Annotated in this window: 19 protein-coding genes; 6 read left to right on the top strand and 13 right to left on the bottom strand. The window is 70.0% G+C overall.

Features of this window, described 5'->3' with window-relative positions; genetic code table 11:
• The first annotated feature begins 33 nt into the window (after positions 1-33).
• A complete protein-coding gene (locus DID98_RS10810) occupies positions 34-1,143 on the top strand; it encodes an ABC transporter ATP-binding protein (protein WP_124570672.1) in 1,110 nt (369 codons plus the stop codon).
• Positions 1,144-1,156: 13 nt separating this feature from the next.
• On the opposite strand, the gene DID98_RS10805 is transcribed toward DID98_RS10810, so the two are convergent.
• Positions 1,157-2,041 carry a LysR family transcriptional regulator gene (locus tag DID98_RS10805; protein WP_124522973.1) on the bottom strand — a complete coding sequence of 295 codons (885 nt, stop codon included), beginning with the start codon at positions 2,039-2,041 and terminating at the stop codon, positions 1,157-1,159.
• Positions 2,042-2,154: 113 nt separating this feature from the next.
• On the opposite strand from DID98_RS10805, the gene DID98_RS10800 reads away from it, so the two are divergent.
• Together DID98_RS10800 and DID98_RS10795 are read left to right on the top strand one after the other, a co-directional pair.
• Positions 2,155-3,357 (top strand): serine hydrolase, encoded by a 1,203-nt coding sequence (locus DID98_RS10800; RefSeq protein WP_124570671.1) that lies wholly within the window; start codon positions 2,155-2,157, stop codon positions 3,355-3,357.
• Positions 3,354-4,592, top strand: coding sequence for an MFS transporter (locus DID98_RS10795; RefSeq protein ID WP_124570670.1), 1,239 nt, complete (start codon positions 3,354-3,356; stop codon positions 4,590-4,592). Before DID98_RS10800 ends, DID98_RS10795 begins: the two co-directional genes overlap by 4 nt.
• 13 nt (positions 4,593-4,605) lie before the next feature.
• On the opposite strand, the gene DID98_RS10790 is transcribed toward DID98_RS10795, so the two are convergent.
• From DID98_RS10790 to kynB, 6 genes are all read right to left on the bottom strand, one after another.
• Positions 4,606-5,562 (bottom strand): sugar-binding transcriptional regulator, encoded by a 957-nt coding sequence (locus DID98_RS10790; RefSeq protein WP_044844466.1) that lies wholly within the window; start codon positions 5,560-5,562, stop codon positions 4,606-4,608.
• Between the two features lie 116 nt (positions 5,563-5,678).
• Positions 5,679-7,160 carry a xylulokinase gene (xylB, locus tag DID98_RS10785; protein WP_124570669.1) on the bottom strand — a complete coding sequence of 494 codons (1,482 nt, stop codon included), beginning with the start codon at positions 7,158-7,160 and terminating at the stop codon, positions 5,679-5,681.
• A 127-nt stretch (positions 7,161-7,287) separates the two neighbouring features.
• Positions 7,288-8,682 (bottom strand): D-arabinitol 4-dehydrogenase, encoded by a 1,395-nt coding sequence (dalD, locus tag DID98_RS10780; protein ID WP_124570668.1) that lies wholly within the window; start codon positions 8,680-8,682, stop codon positions 7,288-7,290.
• 577 nt (positions 8,683-9,259) lie between these two features.
• Entirely contained in the window at positions 9,260-10,186 is a 927-nt protein-coding gene (gene kynA, locus DID98_RS10775; RefSeq protein ID WP_124570716.1) for a tryptophan 2,3-dioxygenase, read from the bottom strand.
• A 92-nt stretch (positions 10,187-10,278) separates the two neighbouring features.
• Entirely contained in the window at positions 10,279-11,535 is a 1,257-nt protein-coding gene (gene kynU, locus DID98_RS10770; RefSeq protein ID WP_409362336.1) for a kynureninase, read from the bottom strand.
• Between the two features lie 55 nt (positions 11,536-11,590).
• Positions 11,591-12,232, bottom strand: a complete 642-nt coding sequence (gene kynB / locus DID98_RS10765; RefSeq protein ID WP_124522983.1) for an arylformamidase — start codon at positions 12,230-12,232, stop codon at positions 11,591-11,593.
• A gap of 130 nt (positions 12,233-12,362) precedes the next feature.
• Here kynB and DID98_RS10760 point away from each other — a divergent pair, with 130 nt between their 5' ends.
• A complete protein-coding gene (locus DID98_RS10760; RefSeq protein ID WP_044844460.1) occupies positions 12,363-12,863 on the top strand; it encodes an Lrp/AsnC family transcriptional regulator in 501 nt (166 codons plus the stop codon).
• On the opposite strand, the gene DID98_RS10755 is transcribed toward DID98_RS10760, so the two are convergent.
• The 3 genes from DID98_RS10755 to DID98_RS10745 form a co-directional block, all read right to left on the bottom strand.
• Positions 12,850-13,359, bottom strand: coding sequence for a flavin reductase family protein (locus DID98_RS10755; RefSeq protein ID WP_044844459.1), 510 nt, complete (start codon positions 13,357-13,359; stop codon positions 12,850-12,852). The genes DID98_RS10760 and DID98_RS10755 overlap by 14 nt on opposite strands.
• 319 nt (positions 13,360-13,678) lie before the next feature.
• Positions 13,679-14,344 carry a hypothetical protein gene (locus DID98_RS10750; protein ID WP_124486956.1) on the bottom strand — a complete coding sequence of 222 codons (666 nt, stop codon included), beginning with the start codon at positions 14,342-14,344 and terminating at the stop codon, positions 13,679-13,681.
• On the bottom strand, positions 14,341-15,747 hold the full coding sequence (locus DID98_RS10745; RefSeq protein WP_124486957.1) for a selenium-binding protein SBP56-related protein: 1,407 nt from the start codon (positions 15,745-15,747) through the stop codon (positions 14,341-14,343). The genes DID98_RS10750 and DID98_RS10745 overlap by 4 nt, the downstream gene beginning before the upstream one ends.
• Before the next feature lie 563 nt (positions 15,748-16,310).
• Here DID98_RS10745 and msrA point away from each other — a divergent pair.
• Positions 16,311-16,871, top strand: coding sequence for a peptide-methionine (S)-S-oxide reductase MsrA (gene msrA / locus DID98_RS10740; RefSeq protein ID WP_124570667.1), 561 nt, complete (start codon positions 16,311-16,313; stop codon positions 16,869-16,871).
• 45 nt (positions 16,872-16,916) lie between these two features.
• Here the strand turns inward: msrA and DID98_RS10735 are convergent, their stop codons facing one another.
• From DID98_RS10735 to pdxH, 3 genes are all read right to left on the bottom strand, one after another.
• Positions 16,917-18,236, bottom strand: coding sequence for a DUF72 domain-containing protein (locus tag DID98_RS10735; protein WP_124570666.1), 1,320 nt, complete (start codon positions 18,234-18,236; stop codon positions 16,917-16,919).
• Positions 18,237-18,259: 23 nt separating this feature from the next.
• Complete coding sequence (locus tag DID98_RS10730) at positions 18,260-19,480, bottom strand: cyclopropane-fatty-acyl-phospholipid synthase family protein (protein ID WP_124486959.1); 1,221 nt, start codon at positions 19,478-19,480, stop codon at positions 18,260-18,262.
• A gap of 130 nt (positions 19,481-19,610) precedes the next feature.
• Positions 19,611-20,255, bottom strand: a complete 645-nt coding sequence (pdxH, locus tag DID98_RS10725) for a pyridoxamine 5'-phosphate oxidase (protein WP_044848555.1) — start codon at positions 20,253-20,255, stop codon at positions 19,611-19,613.
• A 128-nt stretch (positions 20,256-20,383) separates the two neighbouring features.
• Between pdxH and tcdA the strand changes: the two genes are divergently transcribed.
• Complete coding sequence (tcdA, locus tag DID98_RS10720) at positions 20,384-21,241, top strand: tRNA cyclic N6-threonylcarbamoyladenosine(37) synthase TcdA (protein WP_044848556.1); 858 nt, start codon at positions 20,384-20,386, stop codon at positions 21,239-21,241.
• The last annotated feature ends 78 nt before the right edge of the window (positions 21,242-21,319 follow it).

Here is a 21,319-nt window from a genome sequence, read left to right as displayed (position 1 = left end):
ACGCGGCGCATCACGAACGAACGGAGACAGACCATGGCAAGCGTGCTCCTGCGCAACATCGCGAAGCGCTACGACGACACCGAAGTGCTGCGCAACGTGAACCTCGACATCGCCGACGGCGAATTCGTCGTGTTCGTCGGGCCGAGCGGCTGCGGCAAATCCACGCTGATGCGGATGATCGCCGGGCTCGAGGACATCTCGAGCGGCGAGCTGCTGATCGACGGCGCGAAGGTCAACGACGTGCCGAGCGCCAAGCGCGGCATCGCGATGGTGTTCCAGTCGTATGCGCTGTACCCGCACATGACGCTGTACGACAACATGGCGTTCGGCCTGAAGCTCGCCGGCGCGAAGAAGCCCGAGATCGACCAGGCGGTGAAGCAGGCCGCGAAGATCCTGCACATCGACCACCTGCTCGACCGCAAGCCGAAGCAGCTGTCGGGCGGCCAGCGGCAGCGCGTCGCGATCGGCCGCGCGATCACGCGCAAGCCGAAGGTGTTCCTGTTCGACGAGCCGTTGTCGAACCTCGACGCGGCGCTGCGCGTGAAGATGCGGCTGGAATTCGCGCGGCTGCACGACGAGCTGAAGACCACGATGATCTACGTGACGCACGACCAGGTCGAGGCGATGACGCTCGCCGACAAGATCGTCGTGCTGTCGGGCGGCGCGGTGCAGCAGGTCGGCACGCCGAACGCGCTGTACCACGCGCCGGCCAACCAGTTCGTCGCGGGCTTCATCGGCTCGCCGAAGATGAACTTCCTGAAAGGCACCGTCGAGTCGGTCGACGCGGCCGGCGTGCTGGTGCGCTTCGGCAGCGGCGAGACGCAGCGCGTCGCGGTCGAGGCGGCCGGGCTGCTGCGCGGCGCGGCGGTGACCGTCGGCGTGCGGCCCGAACATCTGATGGTGGGGCAGGCGGAGACCGGCGTGGCCGCGCGGACGATGGCCGTCGAATCGCTCGGCGATGCCGCGTACCTGTATGCGGAGTCGGCGGTCGCGCCGGACGGGCTGATCGCGCGGATTCCGCCGCTCGACACGTACCGCACCGGCGAGGCGCTGCACGTGCATGCGCAGGCCGAGCACTGCCACCTGTTCGACGAGCAAGGCCAGGCGTTCCGGCGCTTGAGCGCGCACGCGAAGGCGGCGTGAGGGCGCGCGCCGGTCAGAGCCGCAGGTGGTCGGCCATGTAATCGACGAAGGCGCGCAGTTTCGGCGTCGGATGGCGGCCTGACGGCCACAGGACGTAGATCGGCGTGCAGCTCGCGACGTGTTCGTCGAGCACCGCGCACAACGTGCCGTCGTCGAGCGCGTCGCGCACGAAGAACTCGGGCAGGCACGCGATGCCGAGCCCGCGCAGCGTGAAGCACAGGCGCGCTTCCGCGCTGTTGCTGACCATCGCGACCGGCACCTCGGGCGGCGTACTCGCATGCGGCACGCGCAGCGGCCAGGTCTCGAGCTTGCCGCTGCTCGGAAAGCGGTAGTGCAGGCAGCGATGCTGCGCGAGATCGGCCGGCGTGCGCGGCGTGCCGTGCCGCGCGAGGTAGTCGGGCGACGCGACGAGGTGCTGGCGGAAATGGCGGAGCAGCCGCGACGACAGCCGCGAATCCGTCGGCTGGCCGGTGCGCAGCACCGCGTCGAAGCCTTCTTCGACGACGTCGACGAGGCGGTCGCTGAAATCGATGTCGAGTTCGATCTCCGGATATGCGGCCATGAAATCGGCGAGCAGCGGCAGCAGCAGCGTGCCGATCGTCGGCAGGCTCACGCGCAGGCGCCCGCGCGGCGCTTCGGCGCTGTGCGTCAGTTCCTGCTCGGCCGCGTCGATCTCGGCGATCACGCGCCGGCACCGTTCCAGGAAGCGCGTGCCTTCCGCGGTCAGCGTGATGCTGCGCGTGCTGCGGTGAAAGAGGCGCACGTTCAGCCGCGCCTCGAGCCGCGCGATGCGCTTGCCGATCGCCGACGCCGACAGCCCGAGCGCGCGGCCGGCCGCGACGAAACTGCGCGTTTCCGCGACCTGGACGAACACGACGAAGCCGCCAAGATTTTCCATGCTGGTTCTCGATTGCGGACATCGATGTCCGGAGTGTCCGGAACTCTAACCCGGTTTTTCTTCTCGCGCCGGCTCCCTACGATGGGCGTTCCTTCACTGTTCGAGGTCACGCCATGTCATCCCTGCCTGTCACCGCCCACCGCGCCGAACCGGATGCCGACGCCGCGCTGCCCGAGCGCCTCGACACCGCGCTCGATCGCGCGCTGGCCGATGCGCGCGTGGTCGGCGCGGTCGTGCTGGTCGCCCGCCACGGCCAACTTCGCTATGCGCGCGCGGCCGGTCTGGCCGATCGCGAGGCCGGCACGCCGATGCGGGAGGACACGCTGTTCCGGCTCGCATCGGTATCGAAGCCGATCGTGACGGCCGCCGCGATGCGGCTGGTCGCGGCGGGGCGCATCGGGCTCGACGAGCCGGTCGCGCGCTGGTTGCCCGCGTTCCGGCCGACGCTGCCCGACGGCACGCCGGCCGACATCACGTTGCGTCATCTGCTGTCGCATACGGCCGGGCTCGGCTACCGCTTCCTCGAAGCCGACGCCGACGGCCCGTATGCGCGTGCCGGCGTGTCCGACGGGATGGACCGCGCGGACCTGTCGCTCGCGGAGAACGTGCGGCGCATCGCCGGCGTGCCGCTGCGGTTCGCGCCCGGCACGTCGTGGGACTACTCGCTCGCGACCGACGTGGTCGGCGCGCTGATCGAGGCGGTCGACGGCCGGCCGCTCGCCGAAGCCGTGGCCGCGCTCGTCACGACGCCGCTCGGGATGACCGACACCGCGTTCTTCTCGCACGACGCCGCGCGCTTCGCGACGCCGTACGTCAGCACGCCGGGCGCGCCGCGCCGGATGGCCGACGACGATCTCGCGCCGGTGTACGACGGCACGGTCGGCATCCGCTTCGCGCCGGCGCGCGCGTTCGACGCGGCCGCGTGGCCGTCGGGCGGCGCGGGAATGGTGGGCACCGCGCGCGACTGCATGACGCTGCTCGATGCGTTGCGCACCGGCCGCGACGGCTGGCTCGCGCGCCGCTGGATCGATGAGATGGCGCGCGTGCAGCCGGGCGCGCACGACCTGCCGGACGCGCCGGGATTCGGTTTCGGGCTCGGTTTTTCGGTGCTGCGCGATCCGGCGGCCGCGCAGTCGCCGGAGTCGGTCGGCACGTGGCGCTGGGGCGGTGCGTACGGGCATGCGTGGTTCGTCGACCGCGCGGCCGGGCTGACGGTCGTCGCGCTGACCAATACGTTGTACGAAGGGATGCACGGGCGTGTCGTCACCGACGTGCGCGACGCGGTGTATGGCGTCGACGACCGGAGCGCGGCATGAGCGAGTGCGTATCCGTTCCCGACCGCGCTTCCGACCGCGTCGCCGACCCGGCGTCCGGTCTGTCCGCACTGGTGCGCGAACGCCTGCCGGTCGCGAACCTGCTGGCGCTCGCCACCGCCGGGTTCATCACGATCCTCACCGAAGCGTTGCCGGCCGGCTTGCTCCCGTTGATGAGCATCGACCTGCGCGTGACCGAGGCGTTGATCGGCCAGCTCGTGACCGTCTACGCGCTCGGCTCGATCGTCGCGGCGATCCCGCTCGTCGCCGCGACGCGCGCGATGCGCAGGCGCCGGCTGCTGCTCGCGGCGCTTGCCGGGTTCGTCGTGTCGAATGCATTGACGGCCGCGTCGCCGTATTACGCGCTCACGCTCGCCGCGCGCTTCGTCGCGGGCATGTCGGCCGGGCTGTTGTGGGCGCTCTTGGCCGGCTATGCGAGCCGGATGGTCGACGCATCGCTGCGCGGCCGGGCGATCGCGGTCGCGATGCTCGGCGCGCCGGTCGCGATGTCGATCGGCATCCCGGCCGGCACCGCGCTCGGCGCGATGTTCGGCTGGCGCATCGCGTTCGCGGGCATCACGGTCGCGGCGCTCGCGCTGATCGGCTGGATCCGGTTGCGCGTGCCCGACTATCCGGGACAGCCCGCCGGCGCCCGCGAGCCGGTGCTCGGCGTGATCGCACTGCCCGGCGTGGGGCCGGTGCTGGTCGTGATGTTCGCCTATGTGCTCGCGCACAACATGCTGTACACGTACGTCGCGCCGTTCCTTGCCGGCGTGCGGATGGGCGCGCAGGTCGATGCGGCGCTGTTCGTGTTCGGTATCGCGTCGCTGGTCGGCATCGCGCTGACGGGCGCATGGATCGGCGCCGCGCAGCGGCGGCTGACGCTCGCGAGCATCGCGCTGTTCGCGCTTGCGGCGGCGATGCTCGGTGCCGGGTCCGGGATGACGATCGTTTATGCGGGTGTCGCGCTGTGGGGGCTCGCGTTCGGCGGCGCGCCGACGCTGTTCCAGACGGCCACCGCGAACGCGGCGGGCGATGCGGCCGACGTCGCGCAGTCGATGCTCGTGACGGTGTGGAACCTCGCGATCGCGGGCGGCGGCATCGCGGGCGGGATGCTGCTCGGCGCGACGGGCGCGGGCGCGATTCCGTGGGTGCTGGTCGTGCTGCTGGCGGCTGCGTGGCTCGGCGCATGGCGCGCGCGCCGGCATGCGTTTCCGGCGCCGCGCGCGGCCGCGTGAGCGTGCGGAGGCGTCAGGCCGCCTTCGCGTCGAGCGCCGCGCGTGCGCAGGTTTCGTCGGTGACGAGCCCCGACAGCCAGCCGCCGCGCAGCGCGGCGATCACCGCGTCGCGCTTCTTCGGGCCGCCCGCGAACGCGATCGTCGGGCGCTTCGGCGGCGCGTCGAGCGCGACGCTCGTCACGCGCGCGCTCGTCGACACGTCGACGAGCCGGCCCTGCGCATCGATCGGCACGCCGAGCAGTTCGGCTACCGCGCCGAGCGCGGTCATCTCGTCGCGTTCCTGTTCGGTGATGAAGCCGTCCTCGTAGAGCGGGCAGTGCGGGCCGATGTTGCCGATCCCGACGAACGCGACGTCGGCCTGCGCCGACAGCGCGTCGACGATCCGGTACAGCCGGTGATTGCACCATTGCGCGCGCTCGGCGTCGCTGTCGGCGAACAGCGGCGCGGGCAGCAGGAAGTGCTTGCCGCCGGTCTTCTCGGAGATGTACTGCGCGACGTCGTAGCGGTTCGACGAGCCGTCGGCGGCGATCGCGCCGACCATCGACACGAGCCGGTGCTGCGGCCGCTCGATCTGCGCGATCTGCGCGACCGCCGCCTTCAGCGTCCGGCCGCTGCTGACGGCGATCACCATCGGGCGCGTCTCGTTCAGGTAGCGCTCCATCACCTGCGCGCCGGCGACCGCGAGCTTGCGGTCGATCGCTTCGGCCGCATCGGCATCGACGGGCACGACTTCGCACATCGTGAGCCCGTAGCGTTTCGACAACTGCGCGCCGAGCTCGAGGCAGTCGGCGAGCTGGTGATCGACGCGCACGCGGATCAGGTTCTTCTCGACCGCGAACGCGACGAGGCGCTGCGCGACCGGGCGCGACACCTGCAGCTTCTCGGCGATTTCGTTCTGCGTGTCGCCCGCGACGTAGTAGAGCCACGCGGCACGCGTGGCGAGATCGAGTTTTTCTGAGGACTTGGACACGATAGCGGTTCGGTTCGGATCTGGGGGGCCGCCCGCGGACCGGCCGTCGGGCGGCGCAATGGCATCCACTGTAACGCATGCGCGGCGTGCGGCCGACGGCCGCCCTGCGTCGCCGCCTACGCGAGCCGCGCGCGCGACGGTTCGTAAAGCGGGCGCACGTGGCGATACAGCGCGCGGAACGCGTCGAGGCGCTCGCGCAGCAGCGCATGACGCGCGGCGTCGGGCACGTATTCGGCGCGCACCGGCGGCTTGGTCAGCACGACTTGCGGATCGCCGCCGACGGCGAGCCAGCCCAGCCGCGCGGCGCCGAGTGCCGCACCCGTTTCGCCGCCGCCGTGCTGGCAGGTGCGCACGTCCAGCGCGTCGGCGATCAGCTGCGCCCAGAACGCGCTGCGCGCGCCGCCGCCGATCAGCGACAGCCGGTCGGTTTCGACGCCGGCCGCGTGCAGCGCGTCGAGGCCGTCCGCGAGGCCGAGCGTCACGCCTTCGAGCACCGCGTAGCCGAGATGCGCGCGCTCGGTCGCATGCGTCATCCCGAAGAACACGCCCTGCGCATACGGATCGTTGTGCGGCGTGCGTTCGCCGGACAGGTAGGGCAGGAACAGCGGCGCCGTCGCGAGTGCGTCCGCGTCGAGCGCCGCGATTTCGGCGAGCAGCGCCGGCTCGTCGGTGCCCGTCAGCTTGCAGACCCAGCGCAGGCAGCTCGCGGCCGACAGCACGACGCTCATCAGTTGCCAGCGATCGGGGATCGCGTGGCAGAACGCATGCACGGCCGACGCCGGATTCGGCATGAAGCGGTCGCCGACCACGCTCAGCACGCCCGACGTGCCGAGCGACACGAAGCCGTCGCCCGCGTGGATCGCGCCGATGCCGAGCGCGCTCGTCGCGTTGTCGCCGCCGCCGCCCGCCACCACGACGGCCTCCGACAGCCCGATTTCGCGCGCGACGTCGGCGCGCAGCGTGCCGGACGGCGCGTTGCCTTCGACGATGCGCGGCATCTGGTCGCGCGTCATGTCGCACGCGGCGAGCAGCGCGTCGGACCAGTCGCGGCGCGCGACGTCGAGCCACAACGTGCCGGCCGCGTCGGACGGATCGGACACCTTCGCGCCGGTGAGCCGGAAGCGCAGGTAGTCCTTCGGCATCAGCACGCAGGCCGTTGCGGCAAACACGTCGGGTTCGTGCTTCGCGACCCACAGCAGTTTCGGCGCGGTGAAGCCGGGCATCGCGAGGTTGCCGGCCAGCGCGTGGAGATCGGGCGCGCGTTCGGTGAGCAGCGCGCATTCGTCGGCGCTGCGCATGTCGTTCCACAGGATCGCGGGGCGCAGCACGCGGTCGTCGCGGCCGAGCAGCACCGCGCCGTGCATCTGGCCCGACAGGCCGATCCCGCGCACCTGCGCGAAGGCCTGCGGATGCCGTTCGCGCAGCGCCGCGAGCGCGGCGAGCGTGCCTTGCCACCAGTCGTCCGGATGCTGTTCCGCCCAGCGCGGGTGCGGCCGCGACACGCTGAACGGCGTGCCGGCGGTGCCGACCACGGTGCCGTCCGGAGCAAGCAGCAGCACCTTCACTTCCGAGGTGCCGAGGTCGATGCCGAGATACATGAGCGATCCGTTCCGTCAGTGAGGAGCCGCTACTTTAGCCGCACGCGCGCGCGCCTGCCAACGCAGGTTCGCCCGGATGCGCGGCCGCTCGCGGGCGGCCGGCTGCGAGGCCGCGGGCCGCCATGCGTCAGCGCTGCGCGAGCCATGCGTCGACGCGTGCGAGCCCGGCGCGCAGCGCGTCGAACAACGCCGCGTTGCCGGCGAGCGAGCCCCACAGCGCGCGGCTCGCGCACAGCGCGACGACCGGGTCGTCGGCCTCGACGATCGCCCGCGCGGCGCCGTCGTCCATCACGCCGTCCTGGTACGCATACGGCAGCAAGCCGCGCGCCCAGCGTTCGAGAAAGCGCAGGAACAGCGCCGGCAGCACCGCGGTGGCGACCGGCGCCGCGCCGCGAGCGAGCGATTCGGCGAGCGTCGGCGCGATGAAGCCGGGAATCTTCGAGAAGCCGTCGGCCGCGACGCGCTGGTTCGTGTCCAGCACGTACGGATTGCCGAACCGTTCGAGCACGACGTCGCGGTAGCGTTCGAGGTCGAGCGGGCTCGGGCTGAGACACGGGATCACGTCCTGCGTCACGTAGTCGTGCGCGAAGCGGCGGATCGCCGCGTCGTGCGTGCCTTCGTGGATGTACGTGTGGCCCGCGAGCGTGCCGGCCCACGCGATGCAGCTGTGCGTCGCGTTGAGGATGCGGATCTTCGCTTCCTCGTACGGATGCACGTCGTCGACCAGTTCCGCGCCGGCCAGCTCCCAGCGCGGCCGGCCCGCCGCGAAGCGGTCCTCGATCACCCACTGGATGAACGACTCGCCCATCACCGGACACGCGTCGTCGACGCCGGTTGCCGCGCGCACCCGTTCGCGCACGTCGGCGGTCGGGCGCGGCGTGATGCGGTCGACCATCGCGCTCGGTGTCGCGACGTTCGCATCGAACCACGCGAGCAGATCGGTCTCGCCGCGCCGCTCGAGGAATTCACGCATGCCCGCGCGAAAGCGCGCGCCGTTGTTGCGCAGGTTGTCGCAGCTCTGCAGTGTGAGCGGGCCCGCGCCGCGTTTCGCGCGTTCGGCGAGCAGCGCCGCGAGCGCGCCGTACAGCGTCGTGCGCGCGCCCTGCAGGTCGGCCGCGAGATCGGCGTTCGCGAGGTCGAGCCGGTTGTGTTCGTCGAGGTAGTAGCCGCCTTCGGTGACGGTGAACGACACGATCCGGCACGCCGGGTCGGCGCCGGCGTCGATCAGCGCGGCGAGATCGATCGACCACCGCAGTACGCGCGAGATCGCGCGGACCGTCTCGTACGCGCGCTCGCCCTGCGGCGTGACGGTTTCGAGCGTGTAGGCGCCGTGCTGCGCGGCGAGCGCGTCCATCGTCGCGCGCATGTCGTCGCGGATGTTGCCGACGGTCAGCGACCAGCGTTCGTCGGCCGGCACGGCCGCGTTCACGCGGTGCAGATACCACGCCTGGTGCGCGCGGTGGAACGAGCCTGCGCCGATGTGCAGCAGCACGGGCGCGTGGGCGGAGGGCGATTCGCTCATCCGGTGTCTCCTGTTCGTGCCAGTCTTTCCTGTCGAATACGATCATTTGCTCTTTATGTGAGCGAATGATCGTATTCGGGCGAGCGAAAGTCAAGGCGCGGGCGCGGCATTTCGATGGTGCGCTGCGGCGGCGCGTGGGCGGGGCGGGGCGGAAGGCGGAAGGCGTCAGCGTCCGTCGCGCATCGATGCGACGAGTTCGTCGAGCAGCGAGCTTGCCGACCGGCCCCGACAGGATGCCGAGGCGCGGTCGGAACGCGGTGAGCATGCGCAGCGGATGGTGCGGCGCCGCAACGTATGGCGATATGCCGGCGATCGTCCCGGCGGCACGGCGGTTCGTCGATACGTCGATACGTCGGCCCGTCGGCCCGTCGGCCCGTCGGAAACGCGGCGACCGCGTCGGCATCGGATCCCGCGCGCGGACGGCGCGAGGCCGATCCCGTGCGTGCCCGGCCCTTGCGCGAGCCGGCGGCGCCGGCTGCGGCGGCACATTCCGCGGCGTGCACACGAACGCGCGTTGCCGCGCGAAGGGGAGGCGCCGGCCCGCACGTCGTCGTGACGCGCGGGCGCGAGGCGTGCGTTACAGCGTGGTGCGCACGTGCCAGAGCTCGGGGAACAGCACGACGTCGAGCATCTTGCGCAGATACGGCGCGCCGCTCGTGCCGCCGGTGCCCTGCTTGAAGCCGATGATGCGCTCGACGGTCGTCACGTGGCGGAAGCGCCACTGGCGGAACGCATCCTCGAGATCGACGAGTTCCTCGGCCATCTCGTAGAGCTCCCAGTGCTGCTGCGGGTGACGATAGACCTCGAGCCACGCGGCTTCGACCGTTTCGTCGTGACGCATCGGCTGTGTCCAGTCGCGCTCGAGCCGTTCCGGCGCGATCGGGAAACCGCGCCGTGCGAGCAGGCGCACGACCTCGTCGTAGAACGACGGTGCCTCGAGGGTCGCGCGCACCTGTTCGAGGATGTCGGGCCGGTGCGCATGCGGCTGCAGCATCTGCACGTTCTTGTTGCCGAGCAGGAATTCGAGCTGCCGGTACTGGTACGACTGGAAGCCCGACGACTGGCCGAGATACGGCCGCATCGCCGAATACTCGGACGGCGTCATCGTCGACAGCACGTTCCACGCCTGCACGAGTTGCTCGAGGATCCGCGACACGCGCGCGAGCATCTTGAACGCGGGCGGCAGCGCGTCGCCGCGCACCGCGTCGAGCGCGCCGCGCAGCTCGAACAGCGCGAGCTTCATCCACAGCTCGCTCGTCTGATGCTGGATGATGAACAGCATCTCGTTGTGATCGGGCGACAGCGGATGCTGCGCGTCGAGGATCGCGTTCAGCGACAGGTAGTCGCCGTAGCTCATCGACTTCGAGAAATCGAGCTGCGCATCGTGCCAGCCGGCTTGAGCGGTGGCTTCGCCGGGCACGTGCGGCGCTTCATGAGCCGGTTGGGCCGCGCGTGCGCCCGAGAACGGGCAGCCCGCCGGCGCGTCGTTGCCGGGTGGCTGAATATGACCAGAATTCACGACTTTCTCCAGATTTGAATGACGGGGCGCGGCGCGCAATTCGCACGTCGCGGCGGCGCGCGCCGGGCTGGAAGCGATCAGGTCACCGCGCCGCGCTCGGCGAACTCGGGCGCCTTCCACGCGTCGGTGGCGAGGATGTCGCGCAGCGTCTCGACGGCATCCCACACGTCGACGAAGCGCGTATAGAGCGGCGTGAAACCGAAGCGCAGCACGTAAGGCTCGCGGTAGTCGCCGATCACGCCGCGCGCGATCAGCGCCTGCATCACCTCGTAGCCGTGCGGATGCTCGAAGCTCGCCTGCGAGCCGCGCTGGTGATGCGCGCGCGGCGTGACGAGCTTCAGCGACAGGCCCGCGCAGCGCGTTTCGACGAGCGCGATGAACGCGTCGGTCAGCGCGAGCGACTTGCGGCGGATCGCGTGCATGTCGGTCTGCAGGAACACGTCGAGCCCGCATTCGACCATCGACATCGACACGATCGGCTGCGTGCCGCACAGGAAGCGCGCGATGCCCGGATCGGGCGCGAAGGCCGGCTGCATCGCGAACGGTGCGCGGTGGCCCCACCAGCCGGACAGCGGCTGCGCGAAGTGCGCGAGATGGCGCTGCGGCACCCACACGAACGCGGGCGAGCCGGGGCCGCCGTTCAGGTACTTGTACGTGCAGCCGACCGCGCCGTCCGCGTGCGCGCCGTTCAGGTCGACCGGCACCGCGCCGGCCGAATGCGCGAGATCCCACAGCATCAGCGCGCCCGCATCGTGCACGAGCTGCGTGACGGCCGGCATGTCGTGCATGTAGCCGGTGCGGTAGTTCACGTGCGTGATCATCGCGACGGCCGTGTCCGCGCCGAGCGCGTCGGGCAGGTCCGCCGGATCGTCGATCAGGCGCAGCTCGTAGTCGCCGCCGAGCTGTTCGATCAGCCCTTGCGCGATGTACAGGTCGGTCGGGAAGTTCGAGCGCTCCGACACGATCACGCGGCGCTCCGGCGCGCGTTCGGCCTGGTGGCGCAGCATCGCCGACAGCAGCTTGAACAGGTTGATCGAGATGGTGTCGGTCACGACGGTTTCGCCGGGCGCGCCGCCGATCAGCGTCGCGAGCTTGTCGCCGAGGCGGCGCGGCAGCGCGAACCAGCCGGCGGTGTTCCAGCTGCGGATCAGGCCTTCGCCCCATTCGGCGCCGATCACCTGTTGAGCGCGGGCGGCCGATGCGCGCGGCTGCGCGCCGAGCGAGTTGCCGTCGAGATAGATCACGCCGTCGGGCAGCGCGAACTGGTCGCGCAGCGCGGCGAGCGGGTCGTCGCGGTCGAGGGCGAGCGCGTCTTCACGGGTCTTGATGATCATGATGTCGGGTCAGTAGTTCGCGGACGAGTGGTTCGCGGGTCGATGGTTGGATGAATCAGGAGGATCGGCCGGGCAGCGCGCGCAGCACCGCACGCACGGGGCTCGCGTCGAGCGTCGCGAATTTCAGCGGCAGCGCGATCAGCTCGTAGTCGCCGGGCGGCACGTCGTCGAGCACGATCCCTTCGAGGATCGCCATCCGGTGCGCGCGCACGCGGTGATGCGCATCCATGGTCTTCGAGTCCTGCGGGTCGAGCGACGGCGTATCGATGCCGATCAGCTTGACGCCGTGCGCGGCGAGCAGGTCGACGGTCTCGGGCGCGACCGCGCAGAAGCTGCTGTCCCATTGCGCGACGCTGGCGCGCGCATAGGTGCGCAGCAGCACGCGCGGCGGCACGCCGGCGAGCGCGGCCTCGAGGTCGGCCGGACGCACGACCGGCGATGCGCCGATGCAGTGGATCACGCGGCACGGGCCGAGATAGGTGTCGAGCGGCACCGCGCCGATCGGCGCGCCGTCGGCATCGTAGTGAAGCGGCGCGTCGCAGTGCGCGCCGGTATGCGGCGACAGCGTCAGGCGCGCGACGTTGACCGGCGAGCCGGCCTCCATCCGCCATACGCGTTCGACGGAAACCGGCGTGTCGCCCGGCCACACGGGGGTGGCGGGGCTGACGGGCGGCGAGATGTCCCAGAGTGTGTCCATGGCATGACGAGTCGGTGAATCGATGCTTCGAATGATAGGTGGACGCTCGCAGAAAGTGCTTGCGAAATAAACATGGACAATCCGCCCGATTGGCAGATAATTCGACTCAGAGGGAAAACGGGGACCAAAAATGCACGCGATCACGCTCGATGCCACCGACTGCCGGATTCTGGCGGTCCTGCAGGAAGAGGGCAGAATCAGCAATCTCGATCTGGCGGAACGCATCTCGCTTTCGCCATCCGCCTGTCTGCGCCGGATGCGCCTGCTCGAGGAGCAGGGCGTGATCGAGCACTATCGCGCGTGCCTGAGCCGCGAGAAGCTCGGCTTCGAGCTCGAGGCGTTCGTGCAGGTGTCGATGCGCAACGAAGAGAATCAATGGCACGAGCGCTTCGCGGAGGCGCTGCGCGAATGGCCGGAGGTGGTCGGCGCGTTCGTCGTGACGGGCGAGAGCCACTACCTGCTGCGCGTGCTCGCGCACAACCTCAAGCACTATTCGGATTTCGTGCTGAACCGGCTCTACAAGGCGCCGGGCGTGATGGACATCCGTTCGAACATCGTGCTGCAGACGCTGAAGGACGAAGCGGGCGCGCCGGTCGGGCTGGCGCGCATGGGGGCGATCAAAGCGGTGTGAGGCCGTGGAAGCCGCCGCCGTGGAACACGAGCGGCGGAGCGGCATCCGACACGGCACGCACGCCGCAGCGTTCCACTTCGCCGACGAAGATCACATGGTCGCCTTCGTCGTAGCGGCTGCGGTTGTGGCATTCGAACCACGCGAGCGCACCGTCGAGCACCGGCATGCCCGAGTTGCCGGCCGCGTGCGCGATCCCTTCGAAGCGGTCGCCCTTGTAGGTCGAGAAGCGCTTGCACAGGTCGAGCTGCGACGCCGCGAGCACGTTCACCACGTAATGGCTGTTGCTGCGGAACACCGGCGTCGACGCCGATTTGTGCGCGAGGCTCCACAGCACGAGCGGCGGATCGAGCGACACCGAGTTGAACGAGCTCGCGGTGATGCCGATCAGCTGCCCGGACGGCGCACGCGTCGTGATGACCGTGACGCCGGTCGCGAACTGGCCGAGCGCCTGGCGAAAGGCGGCCGAGTCGAAATCGGGCGGGGTGGCATGCTTCATCGGGCGGCCATCCGGATCGAAACGGACAGGCGCGGCGCGCGGCGGGTGCGGGAGGCGCGGCGGACGAAAGGCGGCAAGGCCAGGGCGGTCGGTCGGGAAGTGGTGCGCATGGCGCGATTTTAGCGGAATCGCGACCGCCGGGCCCGTGCGGACGGTGCATTGCGGGGCCAGCGTGAGGTAGCGAACACAGTCGCGCGGCGCCGCGATCGGGCCGGCGGCGGCGTTTCTGGCGTGTTTTATCGCGCGCGGTCGGTGGCCCGCCCATGCGGCAGGCCATCCGCCACGCCATGAATCCCGCGCGGCAGCCGCCGCGCGTGCGCTACCGCGCCGCCGCCAGCCCGAGCGACAGCACACCCGTCAGGATCAGGCTCGACGCCCACACCGCATCGAGGTTGAACCAGCTCCGCGCGACGAACTTCAGCCCGAGATAGCGGTACACGAGCCACGCGAGCACGCCGCCCGTACCGATCATCGCGGCCGCGTGCACGGCCGCGACGACGAGCGCCATTCCGAGATGCGCGTCGACGAGCGTGGCCGCCGCGCGATCGCCGGCGTCCGTGTCGAGCCCGCAAAGCCCCAGATAGATCGGCACCAGCATCAGCCCGGCGCCGTGCGCGAGCGCGACCGCGAACGACCACAGCCCGAGCCGCGCGGGCGGAATCCGCGCGAGCGCACGCGGGTGACGCCGCCGGATCAGCAGCACCGCGCCGAAGCCGATCACGAGCGCGCTCGCGCCGATCCGGATCGCCGACTGCCATGCAAGCAGCGCGGCGAGCAGCCCGAACGGCAGCATCACCATGAATACCGCGAGCGCATGGCCGAGCGCGAGATAGCCGAGCGCCGCGACGAGCGCGCCGTCGCGGCGCGTCATCAACGCGTTCGACACCGCGAGCGGCCAGCCCATCGCCGGATTGAGCCCGTGATAGACGCCGCTCGCGAGCACGGCCGCCCACAGCGCGAGCGGCGCGGAGAGGCCGGCGCTCAACGCTTGACCGACGGATAGCAGAACGAGTCGGTCGAGCAGTCGCCGCCTTCCAGCCGGATCTGGTGCGCGCGATAGCCGTCGGGGAACTCGACCCAGTAGTCGTCGGCGAGCGTCAGCCCGCCGTCCGGCCCCGCATGCGCGAGCACCTGCGCGGCCGGCACGCCGTCCGGATAGAACTGGTCGTCCCACGTCGAGTAGAGCGAGTTGGTCCAGTACACGCGCCGGCCGTCGCGGCTGATTTCCACCATCTGCGGGCCGCCGGCGAACGCGCGGCCGTTCGAGTGCGGCGCGCGGCGCACGATCCCGCCGATGCGCACCGACCCGGCGAGCACCGGGTGACGCGGATCCGACACGTCGTACTGACGCATCTCGCCCGTGCCCCAGCACGATACGTACAGGAAACGGTCGTCGAGCGACAGGTCGATGTCGGTCACGAGCGGCGGCACCGCGCCGAATCCCTGGAGCAGCGGCGGCAGTTCGTCGGCGGCGGCCGGCTCGGGCGGGATCGTCGCGGTCTTCTCCACATGGAACTGGCCGTCCTCGCGCCACCAGGTCCAGATCGATCCTTCGAGATTGGTCGTGTCGACCACGACGCCGACGAACCCGTATTCGCGCACCGGATCGTGCGCGGGCCGCACTTCGAGCGCCATCTGGTGCTGCGCGCCGAGATCGATCGTCTGCACGTTGCGCCGCGCGCGCAGGTCCCAGAAATGCAGCCGGTGGCCGTAGCGGTTCGCGAGCAGGTCTTCCGGCACGATGCCGTTCTCGAATTGCGGCGGCAGCGCCCATTCGCTCGACACCATGTAGTCGCGCGGCAGGTTCCACCAGAAGTCGTAATGCTTGTCCTGCGGGCCGCGGTCGATTTCCCAGCGGCCGAGCACGTCGAAGGTCTCGCAGTCCATGATGAAGATGCCGGGCGCGCCGTCGGTGCCGTCCGGGCCCGCGCCGCCGAGCGTGCTCACGTAGATGCCCTCGGGGCCGCAATGAACCGTGTGCGGCCGCGAATAGCCGGTCTTCGCGAACACCTCGCCGGGCTCGATGATCTTGTGGATGCGCGCCTGCGTCGGGTGCGGCTTCGTGTCGATCACGTAGATCCGAGACGAGCGCAGGCCCGGAATGATCAGGAAGCGGCGCTCGAGAAACGCGTGACCGGTCAGCGGTGACAGCGACGACGAGCACGCATTCCAGCCGAAGTGGTGGAATTCGTCGCCGGTGTTCGGCATCGTCACCGTGTGCACGATCTTGCCGTAGGTCGCCGAGCCGGGTTTCACGTCGATCACGGCGAGCGCGTCGGGCCTGGAAAAATCGGGGCTCAGCAACAACGTATAGGCAAATTCCTCCGCCGGCGCCTGCATCGCAAGTTCCGGCGAAGCGTGAAAGGTCGGGTCAGGCCGCATGCTCATCGTGGTGCCTCTCTCGGTTGTATCGGATCACGGGCGCACGGCCGTTCACTGCGGGCGTGCGGGTCGAACAGGTTGCGTGACGGGAATGCACAGGCGGTGGCGCGCGATTGCAGGACGCGCGGTGCGGTGCATCAGGTCGGGAAAGCGGGGAAACGCGGCGCGCCGGATCGTCGCGCAGGCGCCGCAACGGGCGTACGGTGACGCGAGGGTGCGGTGAAGGCGACGGCGCGCGGGGCACCGGCGGCCGGGCCCGTCATGCGGGCGATTTCTGCTGAGGCGTGCATATCGATGTTCCGGCAGATGTTGTTGGCATCAGGGCGGGCATGCATCGGACGCTGCGTGCAGCCGGACGGTGTGCCGTCGCGGCGAAGCGTGCCTAAGTGTAGTCGAGAAACGCGCAGCCGGTGGCGCGCGGCGCGCATGCGGTTCTGCCGGATTCGCGCGCGAGTGAGATACTTGAACGCTGCCGCTGCGCGCCGGGCAACCGGGCAGCGACGATAAGGACCGGCGGCGCCGGCGCGCGCCTGCGTGCCGGCCGCCGTCTTCAACGAGGTACTGATTTCATGGTGAACGAGATGCTTGAAACCGCGACTGTGGGCGGCGGGTGCTTCTGGTGCACGGAGGCCGTGTTTCTCGACGTCGACGGCGTGACGGCCGTCCAGTCGGGCTATGCGGGCGGCCATACGCGCAATCCCGGCTATCGCGACGTCTGCGACGGCGACACCGGTCACGCCGAGGTCGTGAACGTGACGTTCGATCCGGCGCGCATCGGTTATCGCGAGATCCTCGAGATCTTCTTCGCGACGCACGATCCGACCCAGCTGAACCGGCAGGGCAACGACGTCGGCACGCAATACCGGTCGGTCGTGTTCACGCATTCCGACGCGCAGCGCGACGTCGCGCTCGACGTGATCCGCGAACTGGAGCGCGAGCAGGTGTTCGGGCGGCCGATCGTCACGCAGGTCGTGCCGCTCGACGGCAACTACTGGCCGGCCGAGGACTATCATCAGAACTATTACGCACGCAATCCGGGGCAGGGCTACTGCTCGGTCGTGATCGGGCCGAAGCTCGCGAAATTCCGCCAGAAGTTCTCGCACCGGCTGAAGTCGCAGCGCGGCGCGTAATCGGCGCGTCAGCCGCAAGCGGCGCGGGCACCCGCATCGCGACCCCTACGCCGCCTCGCTGCGCCAGTGCGCGCACGCGGCGGCGATCTCGCGCGCGAGCGCGAGGCACGACAGCGGCGCGGAGCCTTCCGCCTTGTTGTTGATCGTGATGATCACCGGCTGTCCGGCCAGCGCGTAGCGCGCGGCCAGCTCGGCGAGCGCCGCGCGCGTGGCCGGGTCCTCGTCGACGAGCTTGTCGAACGGCTCGTACTTCGCTTTCGCCTGTTCGTACTTGAAGCCGCCGTGCAGGCTCCAGCGCACGATCAGCGGGCCCGGCGCATCGCCGTCGAGCAGCGCGAGCGCGGCCGCCTGGCGCAGCGGGTCTGGCATCCGCGCGTGCAGGCCGACGCAGTAGCGCACGCCGAGCGCCGCGAGCGCGCGGATGAAGCGCGGCGTGAGCAGGCTCGCGTCGCGGATCTCGATCGCGTAGCGCGTGCCGTCGGCGTCCGGCGGCAGCGGCGGCAATGCCGCGAAGAATGCCGACAGCCGGTCGATCAGCGCGGCCGGCTCGGCGAGCAGTTGATCCGGCATCGGCGAGAACTGGAACACCAGCACGCCGGCCTTCCGGCCGAGCCCTTCGAGGCACGGCTGCACGAATTCCCGGGTCGCGAGCTGCGCGTCGAGGAAGGTCGGGTTCGGGCCCGACGGCTCGCCGCGCCTGCCGCGCACGACCGCGTCGGTGACGGACGCCGGCGCCTTCACGACGAAGCGGAAGTCGTCCGGCACCTGTTGCGCGTAGCGCAGGTAATCGGCCACCGACAGCGGCCCGTAGAACGAGCGGTCGAGGCTTACGCTCTTCAGCAGCGGATGCGCGCCGTACGCCTCGAGCCCTTCGCGCGACAGCTTCGTCTGCGCGAAATCGCCGTCGTAGACGATGCCGTCCCAGCCGGGGAAATACCACGACGACGTGCCGAGCCGCACATTGGGCGGCAGCGCGGCCGCGGCGGCGGCGACTTCCGCGGAAACCGGGGCGGGCGGCACGCCGCGCCGGCGCCGGCTTTTCTTCGGCGGCGCGGCCGGTGGAGACGGCTCGTCCCACAGCAGGCCGGAGGCGGGGGGCGGTTCCACCGGCTCCTGGTCGGCGCAAGGGCGGGGCGATGCACGGCCGGGGCGCGCGGGCGACTTTGCCGGCCGCGCAGTGTCGTGCTCGTCCGGCGTCGCGCGTTCGCCGGCAGCGCTGTCGCCATCCGCGGGCGCGGCCGCGCGCGCGTCGTCGGGCGCCGCGCCGCCGAACAGGTCGAACTGCCCGTCGGCGTGCGATCCGTCCGGTTCGTCGCGCTGCTGTCGTTGCGGCGGCGTGTTGCGCCGCGTCCTGCCGTCACCCATGCATGCCCAGCGTGAAGTGCCGCCTAGCGCGGCAGCGTGTGTTCGTACATGTAGCGCCGCGACCACGGCAGCGTTTTCGCGCTGCGTCCGGCCTTGCGGCACACGATCTGGAAGATCGACACGTCGTCGTGTTCGAACGCATACGCGCAACCGGCGAGGTACACGCGCCAGATGCGGAATTTCTCGTCGTCGACGAGCGCGCGCGCCTGGTCCGCCTTCGCCTCGAAGTTCTCGGTCCAGATGTCGAGCGTGCGCGCATAGTGCCGCCGCAGGCTTTCGACGTCAATCGCCTCGAGCCCGCCGCGCTGCGCCGCTTCGAGCGCGAGGCTGATGTGCGGCAGCTCGCCGTCCGGGAACACGTAGCGGTCGATGAATTCGCCGCCGCCGAGCGCTGTTTCGCCGCTTTCCGCGTCGGTCGACGTGATCCCGTGGTTCATCGCGATGCCGTCGTCGGTCAGCAGGTCGTGCACGCGTGAGAAATAGAGCGGCAGGTTCTTGCGGCCGACGTGCTCGAACATCCCGACGCTCGTGATGCGGTCGAACTGCCCGTCGATCTCGCGGTAGTCCTGCAGGCGGATCTCGATCTTGTCCTCGAGCCCGGCGGCCTTCACGCGCGCGGTCGCGAGATCGAACTGGTTCTGCGACAGCGTCACGCCCAGGCACGTCGCGCCGAACTTCTGCGCGGCGCGCAGCACGAGCGCGCCCCAGCCGCAGCCGATGTCGAGCAGGCGCTGGCCGGGCTCCAGCTGGATCTTGGTCAGGATGTGGTCGATCTTCTTGATCTGCGCGGTCGCGAGATCCTCGTCGCCGTTCTCGAAGTACGCGCACGAGTACACCATGTTCTCGTCGAGCCACAGCTGGTAGAACTCGTTCGAGACGTCGTAGTGATACTGGATCGCCTTCCGGTCGGTGTTCTTCGTGTGATTGAAGTAGCGCTTCACGCGCGCGAGCTTGCTCGCGCTGGTGACCGTGCTGCGCGCGAGCGAATAGCTGATGTTGATGATGTCCGACAGCCGGCCTTCGATGTCGATCTTGCCCTTCACGTACGCCTCGCCGAGATTGTCGAGGCTCGGTTCGAGCAAGAGCGGCAGCGCCGACGCGCTGTTGACCTTCAGCGTGACCTGCGGTGCGCTGAAGGTGCCGAAATCGAGTTGATCGCCGTTCCACAGCACGAGGCGCGCCGGTATGTTCGCTTTCGCCCGTACTTCGTCCGCCCACTGTGCCAGCTTCTTTTCCCAGAACATTTGGATTCTCCGTTTGTTCGTTGAATCGAATACAGCCAAGTATCTTGACCGGCGCCCGCCTCCTGCGAGGCGGGCGCCCGGATGCAACACGAGACACGACCGGCAAGCGGCACCGCGGCCGCGGTTCGGCTTACGGCGACAGGCGCGAGATCGTCCAGCCCGACGCCGCAGCGGCGTCGCGCGTATAGAGCAGGCGGTCGTGCAGCCGCGACGGGCGGCCCTGCCAGAACTCGATCGCGTCGGGCACGACGCGATAGCCGCCCCAGTGCGGCGGGCGCGGCGGGTTCTCGCCGTAGCGTTCGGCCACGTCCTTCTCGCGCGCTTCGAGCGTCGCGCGGCTGTCGATCACGGCGCTCTGCTCGGACGCCCACGCGCCGATGCGCGAGCCGAGCGGGCGCGACGCGAAATAGCGGTCGCTTTCGTCGGCGCTGGTCTTTTCGATCCGGCCCTCGATGCGCACCTGGCGCTCGAGTTCGATCCAGTAGAACAGCAGTGCCGCGTACGGATGGGCGGCGAGGTCGCGCCCCTTGCGGCTTTCGTAATTGGTAAAGAAGACGAACCCGCGTTCGTCGACAGCCTTGATGAGCACGATGCGTGCCGACGGCCGGCCGTCGTCGCCGACGGTGGCGAGCGTCATCGTGTTGGGCTCGGGGAGCTTGGCGGCGAGCGCCTCCTTGAACCAGCGATCGAACTGGGCGAAGGGGTCGGGGGCGGCATCGGCTTCGTCGAGCGAAGCACGCGAATAGTTGATGCGGAGATCGGCGAGAGTCGTCATGTTATGCGAACGCTTCAATCTGGGGCCAGTATAGCTAACGCGCGAGAATCGTGCGTGCACAGTGGCGCGTGCCGGCGGGGAGTTCAGGCAAAATAGAGGGCTGCTCGACTTACGTTTTCCTTGCTGCCATGTCCGCTGCCGACACCGCCCCGCTCAGTTCCTCTGATCTTACCCCGACCCCGACAATCCAGCTTGACGTGGATCGCGAGCGCCGCTTCGGCGGCATCGCGCGGCTGTACGGCGCCCCGGCGCTCGCCGCGTTCGAGGGCGCGCACGTGGCCGTGATCGGCATCGGCGGCGTCGGGTCGTGGACGGCCGAGGCGCTCGCGCGCAGCGCGATCGGCACGCTGACGCTGATCGATCTCGACAACGTCGCCGAAAGCAATACGAACCGGCAGATCCACGCGCTCGACGGCAATTACGGCAAGCCGAAGGTCGACGCGATGGCCGAGCGGATCGCGCTGATCGATCCCGCGTGCCGCGTGAACCGGATCGAGGATTTCGCGGAACCCGACAACTTCGACGCGCTGCTCGGCGGCGGCTTCGACTACGTGATCGACGCGATCGACAGCGTGCGCACGAAGGTCGCGCTGATCGCGTGGTGCGTCGCGAAAGGGCAGCCGCTCGTCACGGTCGGCGGCGCAGGCGGGCAGCTCGACCCGACGCGCATCCGCATCGACGATCTCGCGCTGACGATCCAGGATCCGCTGCTGTCGAAGGTGCGTGCGCAGCTGCGCAAGCAGCACGGCTTTCCGCGCGGGCCGAAGGCGCGCTTCAAGGTCAGCGCCGTGTATTCGGACGAGCCGCTGATCTATCCGGAAGCGGCCGCGTGCGACATCGAGGATGGCGCGGAACCGTCCACCGCCGCGCATGTCGCGGGGCTCAACTGCGCGGGGTTCGGTTCGAGCGTGTGCGTGACCGCGAGCTTCGGTTTCGCGGCCGCCGCGCATGCGTTGCGGGCGATCGCGGCGCGGGCCGCGGGTTGATCGGGGCGTCGAGCGACGCGCCAAGGAATGTTGCGGCGCGGCGGACCCGCCGCGCGCGACGAGGCGAGTCGGCCAGGC

The sequence above is a fragment of the Burkholderia sp. Bp8984 genome, from assembly GCF_003853755.1.
In the GTDB taxonomy this organism is placed as follows: domain Bacteria; phylum Pseudomonadota; class Gammaproteobacteria; order Burkholderiales; family Burkholderiaceae; genus Burkholderia.
This window is presented reverse-complemented; position numbering and strand designations above follow the sequence as displayed.